Genomic DNA, 18,645 nt, shown 5'->3' with positions numbered 1-18,645 from the left:
TCGAAGGAGATCCCATGCAGCACAGACTCGTCAGCCTGCTCGTGACCGGTGCCGTGGCGACGGCCACGCTCACCGGCGTGGGCGTCGCGACCGACCCTGGCCGAGCCTCCGCCCTGACGACCACGCAGGCGACGGACGCGTACGACGCGTTCGTCGCCACCTACTGGGACGCGGACGCGAAGTACTTCACCACCTACAGCGACCGGCAGGTCCACCAGGAGCACGCGGTCGGCCCGCAGGGCGGGCTGTACACCGACTACTGGTGGGAAGCCCAGAACTGGGAGGCGGTGATGGACCGCTACGAACGCACCCACGACGCGGCGAGCCGGCAGATGATCGACGACGTCTTCGACGGCTGGCAGGCGGCGTACCCGGACTTCCGCCAGAACGACTGGAACGACGACATGGGCTGGTGGGCACGCGGCGCGGTCCGTGCCTACGAGCTCACCGGCGAGCAGCGGTTCCTCGACGAGTCGGAGGAGGTCTTCGGGTTCATCGCGCAGTACGAGGACACCACCTACGGCGGCGGCATCTGGTGGAAGAACGTCGACGTCGGCGACGGGAGCAGGAACGAGAAGAACGTCGCCACGAACGGCACCGCCGTCCAGACCGCCCTCCGGCTCTACGCGGCGACCGGCGACACGACCTACCGGGACACCGCCGAACGGCTCTTCGCCTGGCTGCAGACGGACTTCGACCGGAACGGACACATCCGGGACCACGTCAGCGGCACCGGCCAGTTCACCGACTACGACTGGACCTACAACCAGGGGCAGTACGCCGGGGCCGCCCTGCAGATGTACCTGCTCACGAACGACCAGCAGTACCTCACCGACGCCACCCGAGCCGTGGACTGGGCGGTCGCGAACCTCACCGTCGCCGGGACCTTCGTGAACGAGGGCTCGAGCGACACGCAGGGTTTCAAGGCCGTCCTCACCCGCGACATCCGTGACCTGATCGACGACGCCGGACAGACCCAGTACGAGTCGGTCCTCACCGCGAACGCCACGCAGGCAGCTGCCCACGTCTCCCCCGAGGGCATCGGCGGACCGGACTGGACGGCGCCCACACCGTCGATCGCCACGACCCCGCAGCAGTCCCTCGCCGCCTCGGCGACCGTCGCGGTCCTGCAGCAGGCCGTGCCCGACGGCTCCACCGCCGTGGTGCAGGGCGACGGCGTGTACCAGGCCGAAAACGTCGACCACCCGGGCATCCCCACCGAGGCCTCGAACGCCGGGTACACCGGGAGGGGCTACCTCGCCGGGTGGAACGCCGTGGGCACGGCGGCGACCGCGCACGTGAACGTCGCTGCAGCCGGGACGCACACGCTCACGCTCCGGTACGCCGCGGCGGCCGGCACGGCGACCCGGACCGTGAGCGTCGGCGGCGGCGCGCCCGTCACGGTCACCTTCCCGGGAACCGCCTCGTGGTCGACGTGGGCCACGGTCACGGTGCCGGTCCAGCTCGCCGCGGGCTCAAACGCGGTGGCGATCAGCACCAGCACCACCAGCGGCAACTACCTGAACCTGGACCGCGTGGCTGTCTCGCTCTGACCGCGTAGCAGAACGACGAAGGCCCCCGCCGGATCCGGCGGGGGCCTTCGTGCTGGTGACCCCAGCGGGATTCGAACCCGCGTTACCGCCGTGAGAGGGCAGCGTACTAGGCCGCTATACGATGGGGCCGCGGCTGGCAGTGGAAACGAGGTTCCCGTGCCTGTTGTCGGACTCGGAGCAAGTCACCTGTGGTGACCCCAGCGGGATTCGAACCCGCGTTACCGCCGTGAGAGGGCAGCGTACTAGGCCGCTATACGATGGGGCCGTTCCGACAACTCGACAAGTATGGCACAAGCCGCGCAGGCTGCCAAAACGCGGTGTGTCGCCCGGGTGCGCCGACCGTCGGGGGCGAGCCGGGCCTCCCGTCCGTCCTGGCGGCGACCCGCGTCAGATCGTGAGTGACTCGCCGGGCGCGAGCACGACGACCGAGCCGGTCGGGGCGACCGCCTCGCGGAGGCGACCGACGTGCATGTCGAGGCCGATGTCGGAGAGCGTGGCCTCGTGGACCGGGTACGCGCGCCGGGGCGCGACCGCGGCGACGAAGTCCATCATCTCAGCGACCTTCAGCCACGGGGCGCCGACGGGTGCGGCGAGGACCTCGACCGGGACGTCGGGGACCGTGTAGGCGTCGCCCGGGTGGAAGAGGCGGCCGTTCACCAGCACACCGGTGTTGTCGACGACGGGGACGGAACGGTGGATGACGTTGTGTCGGGTGCCGTGGAAGGTCAGTTCGAACGGGCCGACCGAGCGGTGGTCGCCGCCGGTGACGACCTCGACGTCGACGTCGGGCAGGACCCGGGCGACGCCGGCCGGGCCGAGGACGACGGCTCCGGGGTTCCGCGCGAGGATCCCAGCGACCTGCTCGGGCGTGACGTGGTCGGGGTGCTCGTGCGTGACGACGACGGCGACGACCCCGGTGGCCTCGACCGGGCGGGTGAAGCCGCCTGGGTCGATCACGAGGCGTGCGCCTCCGAGCGTGACGACCTGGCAGGCGTGTTCGAGCTTGGTGACCTCCATGCGGGCGAGCGTACGCGCGGGGCGGGCGCGGGGCGGGCGGCCGCGGGCGGCGGGCGGCGGGCGGCGGGCGGCGGCGGGCGGGGCGGCGCGGGCGGCGGGGCGGGATCGCGCCCCGGTACGAACGTCGCGCCCCGTCACACCTGGGCGCGACGTCCACGGCGGGGCGCAACCCGCGCGTGCCGGCGGCGCGACCGTCACGGCGGGGCGCAGCTCGCACGCGCCAGCGGCGCGACCGTCACGGCGGGGCGCAACCCGCGCGCGCCGGCGGCGCGACCGTCCACGGCGGGGTGCAGCTCGCACGCGCCAGCGGCCTGCCCGCGCCGCCCGGCACCGCGTACCCGCCGCCCACACCATGGCGCCGCCACCGGTGCCCGCTGCTACCCCCGCGGCGCTGGCTGACGCCGCACCACGAACGGCGGCTCGAACCACGGACTTCGGTGGCGCGAGCCGACATCAGTTGTGCGACGCCGTCCCGCACCGCGGCGCCCGGGCACCCGACTCCCGGCCCGGCACCCGGCACCCGGCACCCGCGCCGCTACCCCCGCGGCGGCGCCGTCGTCCCCCGCACCACGAGCGTCGCGGGCGCGGGCGGCAGGACCCCGGGCCGAGCCCCGTCGACCTCGGCGAGCACCGCCCGCGCGGCCACCCGCCCCTGCGCCTCGGGGTCCTGCGCCACGGTCGTCAAGCTCACGGCAGCGCCGTACTCGTGCCCGTCGATGCCGATCACCGACAGGTCCGCGGGCACCCGGAGCCCGAGCCGCCGCGCCGCGAGCAGCACCCCGAGCGCCATCTCGTCCGAGGCGCAGAACACCGCGGTCGGACGCCCGGCCCCAGCCCCAGCCCCAGCCCCAGACCCAGCCCCGGACGCAGACGCAGCCGTGCACCCGGACACGGACCCGCCGAGCAGCAGCGCCCCCGCGGCCGCTCCCCCGGCGAACGAGAACCGGCCGTCCGCCAGCCACGACGGCGGCACGTGCAGACCGGCGGCGGCCATCGCGTCGAGGAACCCGTCCCGCCGCCGGTACGGCACGGCGACGTTCATGCCGGCCTCGTCCTGCCCGCCGACGTACGCGATGCGCCGGTGTCCGAGCCCGAGCAGGTGCCCGACCGCGGTGGCCGCGACCGCGACGTCGTCGACCCCGACGTTCCGGAGGCCGGGCGCCGGTCCCCCGATCACGATCATCGGGTGCCGGGTGAGCTCCAGCTCGGCACGCTCGGTCTCGTCGAGCACGAGCGACAGCAGCACGAGGGCGTCCACCCGGTGCCGCAGCATCGACCGCCGGAACGCCCGGTCCCGGTCGCCGCCGGGCCCGCCGAGGTTGTAGAGCACCAGGTCGTACCCGGCTCGGCGCAGCTCGACGTCGACCCCGCCGATGGCCTTGGCGTAGAACCACCGGTCGATGACCGGCACGACGACGCCGACCGCCCGCTGCCGTCCGGTGGCCAGGCCGGCAGCCGCCGAGCTCGGCACGTACCCGAGCTCGTCGGCGACCCGCCGCACCTGGTCGACGGTCGTCTCCGCCACCGACGGCAGCCCGCGCAGCGCGCGGGACACCGTCGCCTTCGACAGACCGGTGACGGTCGCGATCTCCTGGATCCCCACCGCGGTGCCGGCCGGGAGGCTCGTCAGTCGTCCGACGCGCGCGTCGCGCCCCCGGCGACCCGGCTCACGGCCGCGGGCGACGGGTCCGACGTCGCCGCCGTCCGCCGGAGCACCAGGACCCGCCAGCGGTCGAGCACGACGAGGACGAGCACCAGTGCCAGGAGCGTCAGCGCCCACCCGAGCGCCGGCCGACCGGACAGCTCGCAGGCGACGGTGACGACGAGGAACACGACACCGAAGAAGCCGACGAAGCCCATGGCCTCCTCGATCGGTGCCGAGGGGCGACGGGGTGCCCTGAGCGCCACGGCCGTCAGCCCTTCACGCCGCCGGCGGTGAGCCCCGCCACGATGCGCCGCTGGAACACGAGCACGAGGATGACGAGCGGGATCGTGACGATCGTCCCCGCCGCCATCACCGCGGTGTACGGCTCCTGGTGCGGCTGCGACCCGGCGAAGGACGCGATCGCGACGGTGACGGGCTGGGTGGCGTCGCTCGAGAGCTGGGACGAGATGAGGTACTCGTTCCAGGACGAGATGAACGCCAGGATCGCCGTCGTGAACACCGCCGGGGCGGCCAGCGGCAGGATGATCCGGCGGAAGGCCTGCACGCGGGTGCAGCCGTCGATGCGGGCGGCCTCCTCGAGGTCCCACGGCATCTCGCGGAAGAACGACGCCAGCGTGTAGACCGTCAGCGGCAGCACGAACGAGATGCTCGGCAGGATCAGCGCCTGGTACGAGCCCATCCACCCGATGTCGGTGAACAGCTGGAACAGCGGGGAGATCAGCGCGACGCCCGGGAACATCGACGCGGCGAGGATCGCCCCGGCGATGAGGGACTTGCCGCGGAACTCGAGCCGGGCCAGGGCGTATGCGGCCGTGGTGCCGACGAGCAGCGCGATGACGGTCACGACCGCACCGATGAACACGCTGTTGAGCAGCGCGCGGCCCAGGTGGTTGCCGAGGGCGGTCGAGAACGCCGTCGCGTAGTTGTCCAGCGTCACGTGGGTGAACCACGGAGTCGGGTCGAACGTGTAGCCGACGTCCCGGAAGCTCGTGACGATCATCCAGTAGAAGGGCAGGAGGCACCACACGGCGATGACGAGCGCCTGGATCGCGGTGCGGACCCGGGGGCCCGTGTGCCGCTTGACGCGCACGTCGCTGGTGTCGACGGCGCGGTCGCGGGAGCGGGCGGAAGCGCGGGGACGGTCTGCTGCGAGGGTCACTTGAGTTCACCCTTCTGCTGGGCTGCCTGGGTCTGCACGACGTTCGCCCCGAGGAACCGGACGAACACGAACGCGACGAGGAAGACGATGACGAAGGTGATCGTGGACAGGGCCGACGCGGCGTTGAAGCCCTGCCGGATCTGGTCGACGACGAGCACCGAGAGGGAGACCGTGGCGTTGCCGGAACCACCGCCGCCGCCGGTCATGATGGCGATGAGGTCGTAGATGCGGAGCGCGTCGAGCACGCGGAACAGCACGGCCACCATGAGCGCGGGCCGGACGAGCGGCAGCGTGATGAGCAGGAAGCGCTGCATCGTCGAGGCGCCGTCCATCTTGCTCGCCTCGTAGACCTCGTCCGGGATCAGCTGCAGCCCGGCGAGGATGAGCAGCGCCATGAACGGCGTCGTCTTCCACGTGTCCGCGATGACGATCGCGAACCGGGACGCCCACTCGTCGGAGAACCAGAGGACCTGGTGCCCGATGACGTGGTTGAGCACGCCGTTCGCGTCGAAGATGAAGTACCAGAGCTTCGCGGTGACGGCGGTCGGGATGGCCCACGGCACGAGGATCGCGGCACGGACGAGCGCGCGGCCCTTGAAGTTGCGGTTCATGATGATGGCCATCCACAGCCCGATCACGGTCTCGAGCACGACCGTGACGACGGTGAAGAAGAACGTGTTGCCGAACGCCACCCAGAACTGCGAGCCGAGGCTGCCGGGCGGGCAGGTGACCTCGCCGCACCGCTGTCCGAGCCAGTGCACGTAGTTGGTGACGCCCGCGAAGCCGCCGGCGACGAACAGGCCGGTCGCCTTGTCCAGGCCGGCGTCGAGCTGGAACGACTGGATGACCGCACTGACGACGGGGTAGCCGATGACGATGGCGAGGAGCACGATCGTCGGGCCGATGAGGTACACGGCCCACCGGCCGTGCTCGGCGTTCAGCCCGCCCTTCCGCCGCTTCCGCGGCTCCAGCCCCTGGGGGTTCGGGATGGCTGCGGGGATCTCGGTTGCTGCTGACACGGACGGCCTCCTTGCCGGTGTCGGAACGCGATGAGGAACGGACTGGGCCCACGCCGCCGGTTCCCGGCCGTCGCGGAGCGGCGGCCGGGCCGTGCCGGTGGGGAGAGGCTCGTGGCGGCGTCGCCACGAGCCTCCAGTCCGATGCGGCGTGAGCCGCTAGTTGCTGCTGGTCGCCGACTTCAGGGCGGCGTCCATGTCCTTCATGGCCTCGTCGACGCTCTTCGACCCCTTGAGCGCGGCGTAGGTGTTGTCCTGGATCGCCTTCGTCACCGCCGGGTAGAAGGGCGTCACCGGGCGGGGCTCGGCGCTCTTGATCGACTCGAGGAGCGTGGGCAGGTACGGCAGCTTCGCCGTCAGCTCGGAGTCCGTGTAGAGGTCACCGACGACCGGGGCGAGCGAGCCCTGCGTCGCGAAGAACTTCTGCGTGTCGTTCGAGATCAGGAACTCGAGGAAGTCGTGCGCCGTCGCCTTGTGCTTCGAGTACACGCTGATCGCCGCGTTGTGCCCGCCGAGGGTGGACGCACCGACGCCGTCCGCACCCGGGATCGGGGCGATGCCGAACGTGTCCTTCACCTTCGAGGAGCCGTCGGTCTTGGCGAGGTTGTAGACGTAGGGCCAGTTGCGCAGGAACAGGAGCTTGCCGTCCTCGAACGCGGTGCGGCCCTGCTCCTCCTGGTACGTGATCGCCTCGGCCGGGATGTTGCCGTCCTCGAACGCGTCGACGAGGTTCTGCAGGCCGGCCTTGGCCTTCGACGTGTCGACGTCCGGGGTGCCCTTGGCGTTCAGGATCGAGCCGCCGGAGCCGTTCACGGCCTCGGAGGCGTTCACCGTCAGGCCCTCGTACTTGGCGAACTGGCCGGCGTAGCAGCCGATGCCGGCGTCCTTGGCGATCGAGCAGTCCTTCATCATCTCGGCCCAGGTGGTGGGCGGGGTCTTGACGAGGTCCTTGCGGTAGTAGAGCAGGGCGCCGTCGGAGGTCTGCGGGGCCGCGTAGAGGGTGTCGTTGTACGTGGCGGTCTTCACGGTCGAGGGCAGCAGCTTCGAGGTGTCGATCGCCATGTCGCCGGTGAGCGGGGTGAGCCAGCTCTTCGCGGCGAACTCCGCCGTCCACACGACGTCGACGTCCACCACGTCGTAGCCGTCGTCCTTCGCCTGGAAGTGCTGCACGAGGTCGTCGTGCTGCTGGTCGGCCTGGTCGGACTGCTCCTTGAAGGTGACCTTCTCGTCAGGGTGGGCCTTGTTCCACTTGGCGATCAGCGGGCGGACCACGTTCGAGTTGTCCTTGCCCTGCACGTACGTGATCGGACCGCGGCTGTCCTGGCCGGTCTTGGCGTCGTCCGAGGCCGAGCTCCCGCTCGAGCAGCCGGCCAGTGTCAGGCCGATCACGGCGACTCCGGCCACCGATGCCAGACGCATCTTCTCGCGTGTGTTCTTCACGGCGTTGTCTCCTCATCGAGATCACCAGGCAGCGCGATCGGATGACGACGGCAGCGGCCTGGAGCAGGCGACGCTGCCTGCTGGGCGGTGACGCTACGCCCGGCGCACAGCGGGCGCAACCGGTTGCAGGGGGTCCGTGACCTGAGTGTGACCTTCGCGTTGCCGGGGACTGGCTGGGTGAGCGCTCACTGCGGTGGGTGGTGCGGTGCGGGTGCTGCGGAACCCCGCACGAACCCCGCCACCGGCTCCCCGCACGGTTGAGGGGGTCGTCGGACCCCCGTAGCGTCCGGGACATGACCCAGCTCTCCCCTGTGACCGTGCCTGGCCCCCGTCGGGTCGTCAGCGTCGACCTGGACGCCCCGTTGCCCCGGCTCGTCGCCGACGAGCGTGGCACCTCGGCGCTCGTCGTCGGCTACCGTGGCGGCTTCCCCGTCACCACCCTCGACGTCCTCCTGACCCGGGACCCCGACGACGCCGCCCGTGCCCTCGCACCGATGGTCGAGGACGAGCGGCTCAGTGCCGACACGACGACCCCGGTCCCCGACCAGGACCTGCCGCTGATCTCGATCGTCGTCTCCACGATCGTCACGCGTGTCGCGGACATCCGGAACCTGCTCGACTTCCTCGAGAACCTCGACTACCCGCGCTACGAGGTCGTCATCGTCGACAACCGGGTCACCGTGCCCGCGATCGACGCACTGCCCGGGCTCCTCGAGGGCCGTGACGTCCGCCTCGTCGTCGAGCGCCGCCCGGGCTGCTCCGCGGGGCGGAACGCCGGCGTCGCAGTGGCGAAGGGCGAGGTCATCGCGTTCACCGACGACGACGTCCGCGTCGACCCGCAGTGGCTGCGCTCCATCGGGTCCCGCTTCGTCCGCGAGCCGGAGGTGGCCGCGGTCACCGGCATGATCCTCCCGGTCGAGCTCGAGACCCCCGCGCAGATCTGGTACGAGGCGTACTACGGCGGCTTCAGCGGCGAGCGCACGTTCGACCCGGTGACGATCGTCCCCGACGACGTCCGCGGTGTGATGCGGCACGCGCAGGCCTCCGCGATCAGCCCCGACGGCACCGTGCGGAAGCACTTCGCGATCTACGGCATCGGCGGCTACGGCGCCGGCGCGAACTGGGCGGTCCGCCGCTCGGCGTTCGACGCCGTCGGCGGGTTCGACCCGGTGCTCGGCGCCGGAGTCCCCGCCCGGGGCGGCGAGGACCTGGCGATCTTCATCGACATCCTGTGGGGCGGTGGCCGGATCGGCTTCGAGCCCAGGGCCGTCGTGCACCACCGGCACCGGCAGACCCTCGAGGGGCTGCACGGGCAGCTGCACTCGAACGGCGTCGGCTTCACGGCGCTCATGTGCGAGCTCATCGCGAAGGACCGGCGTCACGCGCTGGTGCTCGCCCGCCTGATGCCGCGCGCCGGCCGGATCAAGCTCACGCAGCTCGTGTCCCGACTCGCCGGCAAGCGCGACGCCGCTGCCGAGACGATCACCGAGGCATCCACCACCCGGATCCCCCGCTCCCTGGCCTACCACGAGTTCCGGGGCTTCCCGGCGGGGCCGGCGGCGTACTTCCGCAGCCGCAGGTTCTGGCGGGACGTCGAGGCGAAGCACTCCGCGTAGCGACACGCACCGCAGCACCCAGACGGGCGCAGCACCGGGGACCACCCCGGAGCTGCGCCCGTCGTCGTCGTGCCCGACGTCGTCGTGCCCGCCGGTCCGGCCGGCCGAGCGCAGCAGGACGGGTCCGAGCGCCGCGGGACGGAGACGACGAGGAGCGCCCCGCAGTGGTGCGGGGCGCTCCTCGTGCGTCGCGGGCGGGTGACGCGCCCTGCGGTCTAGCCGCGTCGGGACTGCAGGCGGCCGAGCAGGTACCGCCAGGGACCGCTCAGCGCGGCGACGAGCTCGACGCGCTTCAGGCCTGCGGTGGCATCGCGGAACTCGTCGTCGACGGGCCAGCCGCCGATCGCGTCCACCGCTGCCGCGACCTGTCCGTCGCCCTGGCCGAGCGCTCCGAGCTGCCGGAGCGCACCGAACGCGCGGCGGAGCACGGCGAGCGCGGTCCGCGGACGGAGCACCAGCTTCGTGACCCAGGCCCCGAGCCCGGTGCCGTAGCCGAGCGCCTGCGAGCGCAGTGCCGCCCGGTCCGAGCGGTGCCGGTGCCAGACGAACGCCGAGGGCTCGACGGCGAGGCCGCCGCCGGAGAACAGGACGCGGGTGAACAGGTCCGGGTCCTCGCCGGCGCGGGACGGGGTCCCCGGGCCGAGCGCCACGTCGAACCCGCCGAGTGCCAGCGCCGCCGAGCGTCGCAGCGACATGTTCGCGCCGGTGCCGAACGCGCCGACGGAGAAGGGGAACAGGGGCAGGTCGGCCGGCGGGGTCGCCGTGCGGAACACCCGGCGGTCGAGGTTCCTGGCCCACGTCACCCGCTCGTCGAAGTAGCGCTGCGTCGGCGTGCGGAGCTCCCCGCTCGCGACCAGCCCGGTGACGCAGACCACGTCCGCGTCGCGGGCGTACGCGTCGGCGAGCGCCGCCAGCCACAGCCGGTCGACGACGACGTCGTCGTCGACGAAGGCGACCACGGCGCCGGACGCGAGGGCGAGACCGGCGTTCCGTGCGCGCGAGACGCCGGGCCGGGCCTCCAGGACGTAGTGCAGGCGGTCGTCGCTGAAGGAGGCGACCACGTCGCGGGTCGCGTCGGTGGTCGGCGCGTTGTCGACGACGAACACCTCGAAGTCGTCGTACGCGGACGCGAGCACGGAGGCCACGCAGCGTCGGACGTCCTCGGGCCGGTCGCGGGTGCCGATGACCACCGAGATGCGGCCGACGGGTGCGCCCTGCGGGGCGGCCGGGAGGCTCGTGGCACGCAGGGCGCGGAGGGCCGGTCCCAGCTCGGTCGGGTCCACGTCGCCGTCGGCGGTGACGGCGACGTCGACGAAGCCGGCGACCTCGCGGCCGTCGCGGACGAGGAGACGGGCGCGGCGGAACCCCGAGGCACCGGCGAGCTCGACCGCGGAGGCGGCGAGCGCCTCCTGCCGGTCGACGGCGCCGACCCAGGCGGCTCCTGGCCAGGCCGGGGCCTCCGGCGACGGCATCGCGGGCGTCAAGGTCAGCACGCTGGTGGTGGTCGCCTGGTGGTCACTCATGTCCCCGATGCTCCGGGGGTGCTCACGCCCGGTCAACCGCGGCCGTCCGCGGTTGCGGCGACGGTCGCCCCTCTTGCGGTTTGCCGCCACCAGGACGGCCGATTCCCCTAGGATCGAGGGGACGGACCGGACACCGCGCCGGCCACGAGGAGGACGCATGCCGCTGGGCCCCATGGACGAGCTCGGTGTCACCCTCCCGTCCGAGGAGACCGTCGTCGTCGTGGACACCCTGACCTGCGTGTGCGGACATCCTCGGGACGCGCACGAGCACTACCGTCCTGGCTCCGACTGCGCCCTGTGCGACTGCCAGAAGTTCCGCAAGAAACGCTGATCAGACGCTGGTCGCGGGCCGTGGTGCGGGAAACCGCCGCTTCCCCGCAGACGCCCGTGGGCCGCCTTGTCGGCCCCGGGACGACGCCGTTAGCGTCGCGGACATGGCCTTCTCCACCACGGCGCCCGCGTGCATCGTCCTCGCTCACGAGGACCCCGCACACCTCCGTCGGCTCATCGAAGCGCTGGACCCGTTCCCGGTGTTCCTGCACGTCGATGCGCGCACTCCGCAGTCCGTCTTCCTGGAGATGACGGAGGACCTCCCCGAACGGGTCCACCTGCTCCCCCGCATCCGGACCGGATGGGCGAAGTGGGAGAACGTGGCGGCCGAGGTGTCCGGGTACCGGGCAGCACTCGCGACCACCGACGCCTCGCACATCGCGGTCCTGACGGGCAGTGACTACCCGCTGGCCGACCCCGCGGAGATCTCGGCGTTCCTCGCCGCGCACCAGGACGAGTCGTTCGTCGCCTCGCAGCCCCTGCCGTTCGCCGACTGGGGCAGCTCCGGCGGGTACGCGCGTCTGCGCTTCCCGCACTGGGCCTGGGGCAAGCGGATGATCCGGGTCCCGCTCCCGCGGCGGATCCCGCGCGACGTCGTGTTCGCCGGCGGGTCGCAGCTCAAGCTCCTCGCACGGCACCACGCGGCCGCGGTCGTGGAGACGGTGGACCAGCGCCCGGACCTCGTGCGGTTCTGGCGCCGGTCCTGGATCGCCGACGAGACGTTCGTGCCGTCCGTGTTGAACTCCCCCGCCCTCACCCCGGACTTCGGCGACGAGCACGTCCCGCACTCCCTGTGGTGGATCGGGTGGGACGGTGAGGCGCGCAAGAGCCCGCCGTGGCTGACGATCGCCGACGCCGGTCGTCTGCTCGAGGGCCGCACCGACGGCGACGGCACGCTGCCGGACCTGTTCGCCCGCAAGTTCTCGACCGAGCGCAGCACCGACCTGCTCGACGTGATCGACGCCGCGTTCGGTCTCCGCGGATCGGGGCCGGACCAGACGCCGGGACCCCGCTCGACGGCGACGGCGGTGGCATCGTGACGCTCCCCCCGCAGACCCGCCGCGAGGCCAGGGCCGCCCGCGAGGCCGGCGCGGCTCGTGAGGCAGCCACCGCGCACGGCGACGTCACGCCCGACGGCATCGCGTCCGACGGCGTCGCGCAGCCGACCGACACCGGGTCGGTGACCGTCCGCAAGGGGTCGTCCGTGCTCTTCGGACGCGGCCTGCTGTACGTCGTCGTCTGGTCGATGCAGCTGATCGTGTCGTCGCTCATCTCCCCCGTGCTCGCCCACCTGATGCCGCCGGCCGAGTTCGGCGTGCTGGCCTCCGCGATCGCGCTCTACCAGGCGCTCGTCGTGCTCGCCGTGCTCGGGATCGACCAGGCGTCGGTGCTGCAGCGCGCCGAGGACGGCAACGACCACAAGGCCCGCGGCCTCATCACCGTCGGCATGCTGACAGCGGTCATCGTCACGGTCGCCGCGCTCGTCACGATCCCGCTCTGGGCCGACGCCGCCGGGTTCGTCGGCGCGCACCCGCTGCTGCTCGTCGCGGTGCTCTGGACCGGACCCGCCGCGATCGTGCAGATCTCCCTCGCCCTCCTCGTGGCGCAGGACCGCATCCGCGTGTTCGCGGTGACGAGCCTGCTGTCCTCCATCGGCGGGTCGATCATCGGCCTCGGGCTGCTCACCTTCGTGCACGCCGACGCGACCACGTACGCCTGGGGCGGTGTCGTGGCGCAGGGCGTCGCGATGGTGATCGGCATCGCCGCCACCCGCCCGCGTCTCGCGGGTCTGCTCGACCGCGCGACCACGGTGCGCGCCTTCAAGCTCGGCATCCCGATCGCGCTCGGCAACCTGTCGTACTTCGTCCTGAACGCCGGCGACCGCGTCGTCGTGCAGCGCCTGCTCGGCCCGGAGGAGGTGGCTCGCTACCAGATCGCCTACGTCGTCGGTTCGGCGGTCATCCTGCTCCTGACCTTCACGAACCAGGCGTGGGCCCCCCACTTCGCCGCCCTCCGCGACGCCGTCGCCCGGCGCCAGCTCGCGATGCACTCCCGCGACGAGCTCTACAAGATGCTCGCACCGGTGCTGCTCGCCGTCACGCTGGTCTCCCCCGTCGCGCTGCCGATCCTGGCGCCGGCGTCGTACCGCGTGCACGAGCTCACCGTCGTCGTGTTCATCGTCGCGCTGACCGCCTTCCCGGTGGTCGCCAGCGGTGCGACCGGTCGGCTCCTGCTGATCGAACGCCGCGGCGTCACCGTCGGTGTCATCGCCGCGGTGGCCGGCGTCCTGAACATCGGCGCGAACCTCGTCTTCGTCCCGCTCTTCGGCATCGCCGGCGCCGCGCTCGCCACGGTCATCGCGTACGTCGTGCTCGCCGCGATGCAGCTCGTCGCCATCACGGACCGCCGCGAGTGGCGCGGTCCCGGGCTGCGGGTCGTCCTGCCGGTGGTCGCGGCCCTCGCCGTCGCAGGCGTGTCGGTCGTCGTCCCGCAGGACACGTTCTGGAACCTGATCCGCATCGCCGGCGTGCTCGGGTGTGCCCCGTGGTTCCTGCGCCGGCTGCGCGCTGCACGAGGAGGTGCGTCGTGACCCGACGGAAGAAGCACACGACCGACGACGGCGGCGCCCTGCGCGTCGGTGTCCTGACGAGCGGACTCGCCATCACCGGCGGGCTCGAGCGATGTGTCCTCGAGGACACGCGCGAGCTCGTCGCCGCCGGCCACGTCGTGGAGGTGTGGCACCGCAACGCCCACGCTCCGCGAGCCGAGGAGGGCCCGACGCCGTTCCACGAGCTCGGCGTCCGCCTGGTCGACGCCCCCGACATGCGCTTCGGGCTGCGGTCGGCGCTGCTGGACACGGTGCGGTTCGTCCGCCTCGGACTCCGCCTGCGCCGGTCCCACCTCGACGTGCTGTGGCTGAACCGGCCCGAGTACCTGCCGTTCGGGCGGGTCGCCTCGCTCGTGTCCGGCGTCCCCCTGGCGGTGCACCTGCACCATGCCCCGAACTACCGTCGCATCCGTCCCGTGGCCGGCGGGCGGACCCGGTTCCTCGCCGTCTCGCACGCCATGGCAGCAGCCTGGGCCGCCGCGGGAGCGCCGACCGACAGCATCACGATCGTGCCGAACGGCGTGGACACGGACGCGTTCCCGGCAGCGACGCCGGACTCGGTCCGTCGTGCCCGCCGGACCCTCGGGATCGAGGAGGGCACCCCGACCGTCCTGTACTACGGACGGTTCACCGAGGCGAAGGGCGTCCTCGCCCTGCTGCGGGCGTGGCACCTGGTGCTCGCGTCCGCCGAGGCGCGCGCGGCAGCGGTGGCCGCCGTCACCCAGGCGCACGAGACCGTGCCGCGCACGACGGACCACACCGCCCGGGAGACCAGCGTGCCCGTCTCGCGGAAGCCGCTGCTCGTGCTCGCCGGTGCCCTGTACCCGGCCGAGGCCGACGTGGTCGAGGCCGCCATCGCGGCGCTCCCCGCCGGGTCCGTGCTCGTGCTGCCCGAGCGGGACGACGTCGTCCCCCTGCTGCACGCCGCGGACCTCGTCGTCGCGCCGTCCATCGAGCCCGAGGGCTTCGGCCGTGTCGTCGTCGAGGCGATGTCGGCCGGGCGCCCCGTCCTCGCGGCGGCGTCCGGGGGAACCGGGGAGATCCTCTCGGACGAGTGGGCACGGTTCACCGTCGACCCGACGGACACCCGTGCGCTGGCCCGGAAGCTCGTCGACCTGCTCGACGAGGCCGTGCTCGACCCGTCCCTCGGCGAGCAGGCCCGGGACTGGGTGGAGACCCGGTACGGTCGCGCTCCCCACGTCGACGCCCTGCTCGGGGCGCTCTCGGCGTCCGCCCGGCGCTGACGCGGCGGCACTGACGCGGCCGCGCTGGCGCGTCGGCCCGGCTCGCCCCGCAGGAACGGAACAGCCCCCGTCACATCGGTGTGACGGGGGCTGTTCGCCGTGCGAGGAGGTGTCCCGGGACTCAGCCGGACGCGCTGTCCGAACCGTCGCGGGCCGTCCAGGTGCCCTGCTCCGGCACGGTGACACCGCGCGGCACGGTCGCTGGCGGCTGCGCACCGTCGGCCGGCACGTCGATCGTCATCCAGTCGATCAGGAGCGACCCCTGCGCGGACGGCGGGGGCGTCCCCTCGACGGACCCGGCCTGCACGACCAGGTGCATCCGCGCCGTCGGGATGCTCGACGTCGTGGTCGCGATCACCTGGTCGTCGACGAGGAACGACATCCGGACCGGCGTCCACTCGATCGTGTAGGTGTGCCAGTCCGCCAGCGAGGCGGCCGTCTCGTAGTGCACGCACTTCTGCGGCGGGTCCTCGAGACAGTGCACGTTGAGCTGCGCCGGCGTGCCGAGCGCCCCCTCGGGGAAGTCGATCTCGCCGTCCGACCAGACGTTCTCGTCACTCCAGAGCAGCATCGCGACGCCGTACCCGTCGACCTGGTCGCTCTTCATCCGGACGCTGTACCGGCCGACGGTCTGCCCGCCCCACCGGCCGTCGACCAGGGGCACGACGCCACCGGCGAGCGGCGTCCCACCCGCGGTGGTCCGCAGGCGCATGTCGAGCATGCCGTCGTGCGCGCTCAGTGCGGACGACTGGTACCGACCGGTCCCAGCCGTGTCGGCGAAGCCGTGGTACACGGAGAAGCGGTCGCCGTAGGCCGTCTCGAACCCGCCCGACGCGGCGTCCTTCGTGAAGTCCTCGGAGAAGACGCGCTTCCAGCCGGTCTCGCCACTGCTCAGCACGGGTCCTCCACTCGGGTCGGGGTCGTCTCCGCCACCGCGTGTCGTCGCGGTGGTCACCACAGCGGCCACGAGCAGCAGGGCGCCCACCGCGACGGCGAGGCGACGCCCGTCACGACGGTGGGCGCCGCCATGACGGGCGAGGCCCGACCCGTGCGCGGGGGCGGCGCCGTGCGCCGCGGCCGTGGTCGCGTCGAGCGGGTGCTCGAGTCGTTCCTCGGTGGTCAGCTCGTCGCCGCCCACGCACGCACCTCCGAGAGTCCGACGTTCACGGTGCTCGTCGAGACCTTCGTCGTGGTGAACCGGACCCAGGTGACGTTCCTGCCTGCGAAGTCGACCGTCAGGGGCTTCCCGTCGTTCGGCAGGGTGCCGACCGTGACCTTGCTGCCGTCCGAGAACGTCAGCGTGCCGGCGGTGATCTGGTCCGCCGTGTTGGGACGGTCGTCGAGCACGATGCGGCGGAGCGCCACGGGCGAGGTCCAGTCGAGCTGGATCCACGCACCGGTCCGGCCGTTCGGCACGACCCACTCGGCCGTCGGGTTCGCCGGGTAGCCCGACACCACGCCGTCGACCGCCTTCGCGACCGTCTGCCCGTCGGCGGGGTTGTCCTTGACCGCCGTGGCCTTCGCCGAACGGGTGACGTCGGTCAACGTCGGAGTCGGAGTCGGAGTCGGAGTCGGCGTCGGCGTCGGCGTGGGGGTCGGCGTCGGAGTCGGAGTCGGCGTCGGCGTCGGCGTCGGCGTCGGGGTCGGCGTCGGCGTGCTCGTCCCCGTGCCGGTCGTCCCGATCGCGCGGATCTCCGCGAGACCGACGTTCTGCGTCGACGTGCTCACCGCCGTCACCGTGAACCGCACCCACGTCGCCGCCCTGGCGGTGAACGCCACGGTCTGCACGGCACCACCGTTCGGCAGCGCCGGGACGGCGACGCTCGTGCCGTCCGAGAACGTCAGCGTGCCGCCGAGGACCTGGTCGTCGGCGTTCGGGCGGTCCGCCAGACGCACCTCGGACAGCGTCGTGGCCGACGACCACCCGAGCTGGATCCACGTCCCCGCCTTGCCGCCGGGAGCGACCCACTCGGCCGACGAGTTCGCCGGGTAGCCGGACACCACGCCGTCGACCGCCTTCGCAGCGGTCTGGCCGTCCGCCGGGTTCTGCGCGCTCGCGCTGACCGTCGCCGTGGCCGTCACGTCGCTCGGCGTGGTCGACGTCGGCGGCGTCGTGGTCGTCGGCGCGGTGCCGAGCACCCGCATCTCAGCGAGCCCCACGTTCTGCGTCGACGTGCTCACCTTCGTGACCGTGAACCGCGCCCACGTCACCTGCCGCGCGGTGAAGGCGACCGACTGCACGGTGCCGTCGTTCGGCAGGGTGGGGACGGTCACGGACGAGCCGTCCGAGAACGTCAGCGTGCCGCCGAGGACCTGGTCGTCCGCGTTCGGACGGTCCGCCAGTCGCACCTCGGACACGGTCCGTGCCGACGTCCAGCCCAGCTGGATCCACGTGCCGGCCTTGCCGTTCGGCGCGACCCACTCCGCAGCGGAGTTCGCCGGCCAACCGGAGACGACGCCGTCGACCGCCTTCGCAGCGGTCTGTCCGTCCGCCGCGTTCTGACCGCTCGCCGTCACCGTGGCGCCGGCGGTCACGTCGGTGGCCTGCGGGTCGGAGGGCGTCGGGTTCGTGGGCGTCGACGGCACGGAGGACCCGACGGCGTACTCCCGGCTCAGCCACTCGGTCTCCGGGCGGCCCTCGCACGCCGGGTAGGACGCGCAGGTCAGGTCGTCGTGCGCCGCGTACGTGAAGAACGCATCGGCCTTCGCGCTCGTCTCGGCGGTCGTCAGGTTCGCCGGACGGCTCTCGATCGGGTACCCCAGGTACCCCGTGAAGACGTGGCTCGCCGTGTACTGCTGCTGCGCCTGGTCGGTGAGGTAGGCCACCGTGTGGTGGTCGCTGTGGTCGCCGTCGCCGTACGTCCCCTGGTTGTCCATCGTGCGGACGTCGGTCGGCTTGGTGGCCTGGATGACGCCGAGGAGCGTCGAGCGCAGCTGCGCGAGGGTGTACGTCGCGGGGCGGTCGGCGTCCGCCACCGTGCTGATCGTGTCCATGCCGCCCAGGTACAGGCGCTGCAGGCTCCCGTAGTCGTGCACCCAGTACCCGTTGCCGTCGACGTCGCCGTCGGGCAGGTCCATGAACACGAGGCTGATGCGCGGGGCGGCGGTCAGGGTCTTCGTCTGCAGGGTCTGCCCCGACACCGCGAGGGATCCGTCGGACCAGGTGTCAGCGACGCCGGCGACCCGGGCGTAGGCCTCCTCGAGGCCGTCCTGACGGCTGGACCAGTACCACTTCGGGTACCCGGCGTCGGCCGCCGTCACCACGACGGTGCGGACGCACTTGCCGGCGGCGATCGCCGTGCGCAGGTCGCGCCCCTGGAACAGCAGGTCGTCGTCGGGGTGGGCGATGACGACCATCACGCTGCCGGCGCTGCAGTCGGCGGTCGTGGCGGCCCCGGCGGACTGCGCCACCAGGTTCGGCCCGACGACGAGTGCCGCGATCGCGGTGACGACGGCCGCGACGGACACGGCGA

Annotated in this window: 15 protein-coding genes and 2 tRNA genes; 6 read left to right on the top strand and 11 right to left on the bottom strand. The window is 72.6% G+C overall.

The features are described 5' to 3' along the window. Nucleotides 1–14: 14 nt before the first annotated feature. Nucleotides 15–1,553: a glycoside hydrolase family 76 protein gene (locus BIU98_RS05565; protein ID WP_071272985.1), complete on the top strand. Its 1,539-nt coding sequence runs from the start codon at nt 15–17 to the stop codon at nt 1,551–1,553. A gap of 53 nt (nt 1,554–1,606) precedes the next feature. Here BIU98_RS05565 and BIU98_RS05560 read toward each other — a convergent pair. The 8 genes from BIU98_RS05560 to BIU98_RS05530 all read right to left on the bottom strand — a co-directional run bounded on the left by BIU98_RS05560 (nt 1,607) and on the right by BIU98_RS05530 (nt 7,830). Continuing rightward, nucleotides 1,607–1,682 (bottom strand) — tRNA-Glu (locus tag BIU98_RS05560). A 60-nt stretch (nt 1,683–1,742) separates the two neighbouring features. Beyond that, nucleotides 1,743–1,818: transfer RNA gene (locus BIU98_RS05555), tRNA-Glu, on the bottom strand. A 122-nt stretch (nt 1,819–1,940) separates the two neighbouring features. Further along, nucleotides 1,941–2,570, bottom strand: a complete 630-nt coding sequence (locus BIU98_RS05550) for an MBL fold metallo-hydrolase (protein ID WP_071272981.1) — start codon at nt 2,568–2,570, stop codon at nt 1,941–1,943. Between the two features lie 535 nt (nt 2,571–3,105). Next, a complete protein-coding gene (locus BIU98_RS05545; RefSeq protein ID WP_083393005.1) occupies nt 3,106–4,173 on the bottom strand; it encodes a LacI family DNA-binding transcriptional regulator in 1,068 nt (355 codons plus the stop codon). A gap of 23 nt (nt 4,174–4,196) precedes the next feature. Next, a complete protein-coding gene (locus tag BIU98_RS18410; protein WP_139200579.1) occupies nt 4,197–4,478 on the bottom strand; it encodes a hypothetical protein in 282 nt (93 codons plus the stop codon). A 5-nt stretch (nt 4,479–4,483) separates the two neighbouring features. Further along, nucleotides 4,484–5,326 carry a carbohydrate ABC transporter permease gene (locus BIU98_RS05540; protein WP_071273062.1) on the bottom strand — a complete coding sequence of 281 codons (843 nt, stop codon included), beginning with the start codon at nt 5,324–5,326 and terminating at the stop codon, nt 4,484–4,486. Nucleotides 5,327–5,391: 65 nt separating this feature from the next. Continuing rightward, entirely contained in the window at nt 5,392–6,366 is a 975-nt protein-coding gene (locus BIU98_RS05535) for a carbohydrate ABC transporter permease (protein WP_139200581.1), read from the bottom strand. A gap of 204 nt (nt 6,367–6,570) precedes the next feature. After that, nucleotides 6,571–7,830, bottom strand: coding sequence for an ABC transporter substrate-binding protein (locus tag BIU98_RS05530; RefSeq protein WP_071273059.1), 1,260 nt, complete (start codon nt 7,828–7,830; stop codon nt 6,571–6,573). A 314-nt stretch (nt 7,831–8,144) separates the two neighbouring features. Here BIU98_RS05530 and BIU98_RS05525 point away from each other — a divergent pair, with 314 nt between their 5' ends. Next, nucleotides 8,145–9,467 carry a glycosyltransferase gene (locus tag BIU98_RS05525; RefSeq protein WP_071272975.1) on the top strand — a complete coding sequence of 441 codons (1,323 nt, stop codon included), beginning with the start codon at nt 8,145–8,147 and terminating at the stop codon, nt 9,465–9,467. A 215-nt stretch (nt 9,468–9,682) separates the two neighbouring features. On the opposite strand, the gene BIU98_RS05520 is transcribed toward BIU98_RS05525, so the two are convergent. After that, nucleotides 9,683–10,990 (bottom strand): glycosyltransferase family 2 protein, encoded by a 1,308-nt coding sequence (locus BIU98_RS05520; RefSeq protein WP_071272972.1) that lies wholly within the window; start codon nt 10,988–10,990, stop codon nt 9,683–9,685. Nucleotides 10,991–11,147: 157 nt separating this feature from the next. On the opposite strand from BIU98_RS05520, the gene BIU98_RS19295 reads away from it, so the two are divergent. The 4 genes from BIU98_RS19295 to BIU98_RS05505 all read left to right on the top strand — a co-directional run bounded on the left by BIU98_RS19295 (nt 11,148) and on the right by BIU98_RS05505 (nt 15,172). Continuing rightward, nucleotides 11,148–11,321, top strand: a complete 174-nt coding sequence (locus tag BIU98_RS19295) for a hypothetical protein (protein WP_175481294.1) — start codon at nt 11,148–11,150, stop codon at nt 11,319–11,321. 103 nt (nt 11,322–11,424) lie between these two features. Beyond that, the gene (locus tag BIU98_RS05515; protein WP_071272969.1) at nt 11,425–12,360 is read left to right on the top strand and encodes a beta-1,6-N-acetylglucosaminyltransferase; all 936 of its coding nucleotides are present in this window, start codon (nt 11,425–11,427) and stop codon (nt 12,358–12,360) included. Then, nucleotides 12,357–13,910 (top strand): lipopolysaccharide biosynthesis protein, encoded by a 1,554-nt coding sequence (locus BIU98_RS05510; RefSeq protein WP_083393003.1) that lies wholly within the window; start codon nt 12,357–12,359, stop codon nt 13,908–13,910. Before BIU98_RS05515 ends, BIU98_RS05510 begins: the two co-directional genes overlap by 4 nt. Then, the gene (locus tag BIU98_RS05505) at nt 13,907–15,172 is read left to right on the top strand and encodes a glycosyltransferase family 4 protein (RefSeq protein WP_071272966.1); all 1,266 of its coding nucleotides are present in this window, start codon (nt 13,907–13,909) and stop codon (nt 15,170–15,172) included. The genes BIU98_RS05510 and BIU98_RS05505 overlap by 4 nt, the downstream gene beginning before the upstream one ends. Nucleotides 15,173–15,293: 121 nt before the next feature. Here the strand turns inward: BIU98_RS05505 and BIU98_RS19290 are convergent, their stop codons facing one another. After that, entirely contained in the window at nt 15,294–16,310 is a 1,017-nt protein-coding gene (locus tag BIU98_RS19290; RefSeq protein WP_071272964.1) for a glycoside hydrolase family 16 protein, read from the bottom strand. Next, the coding region (locus BIU98_RS05495) for a PIG-L family deacetylase (protein ID WP_175481293.1) at nt 16,292–18,645 on the bottom strand (2,354 nt) is incomplete at its 5' end. The genes BIU98_RS05495 and BIU98_RS19290, both read right to left, overlap by 19 nt.

Source organism: Curtobacterium sp. MMLR14_010 (genome assembly GCF_001865015.1).
Taxonomy (GTDB): domain Bacteria; phylum Actinomycetota; class Actinomycetes; order Actinomycetales; family Microbacteriaceae; genus Curtobacterium.
Note: the sequence above shows the minus strand (reverse complement) of the source record. Positions and strands in the feature narration are given on the sequence as shown.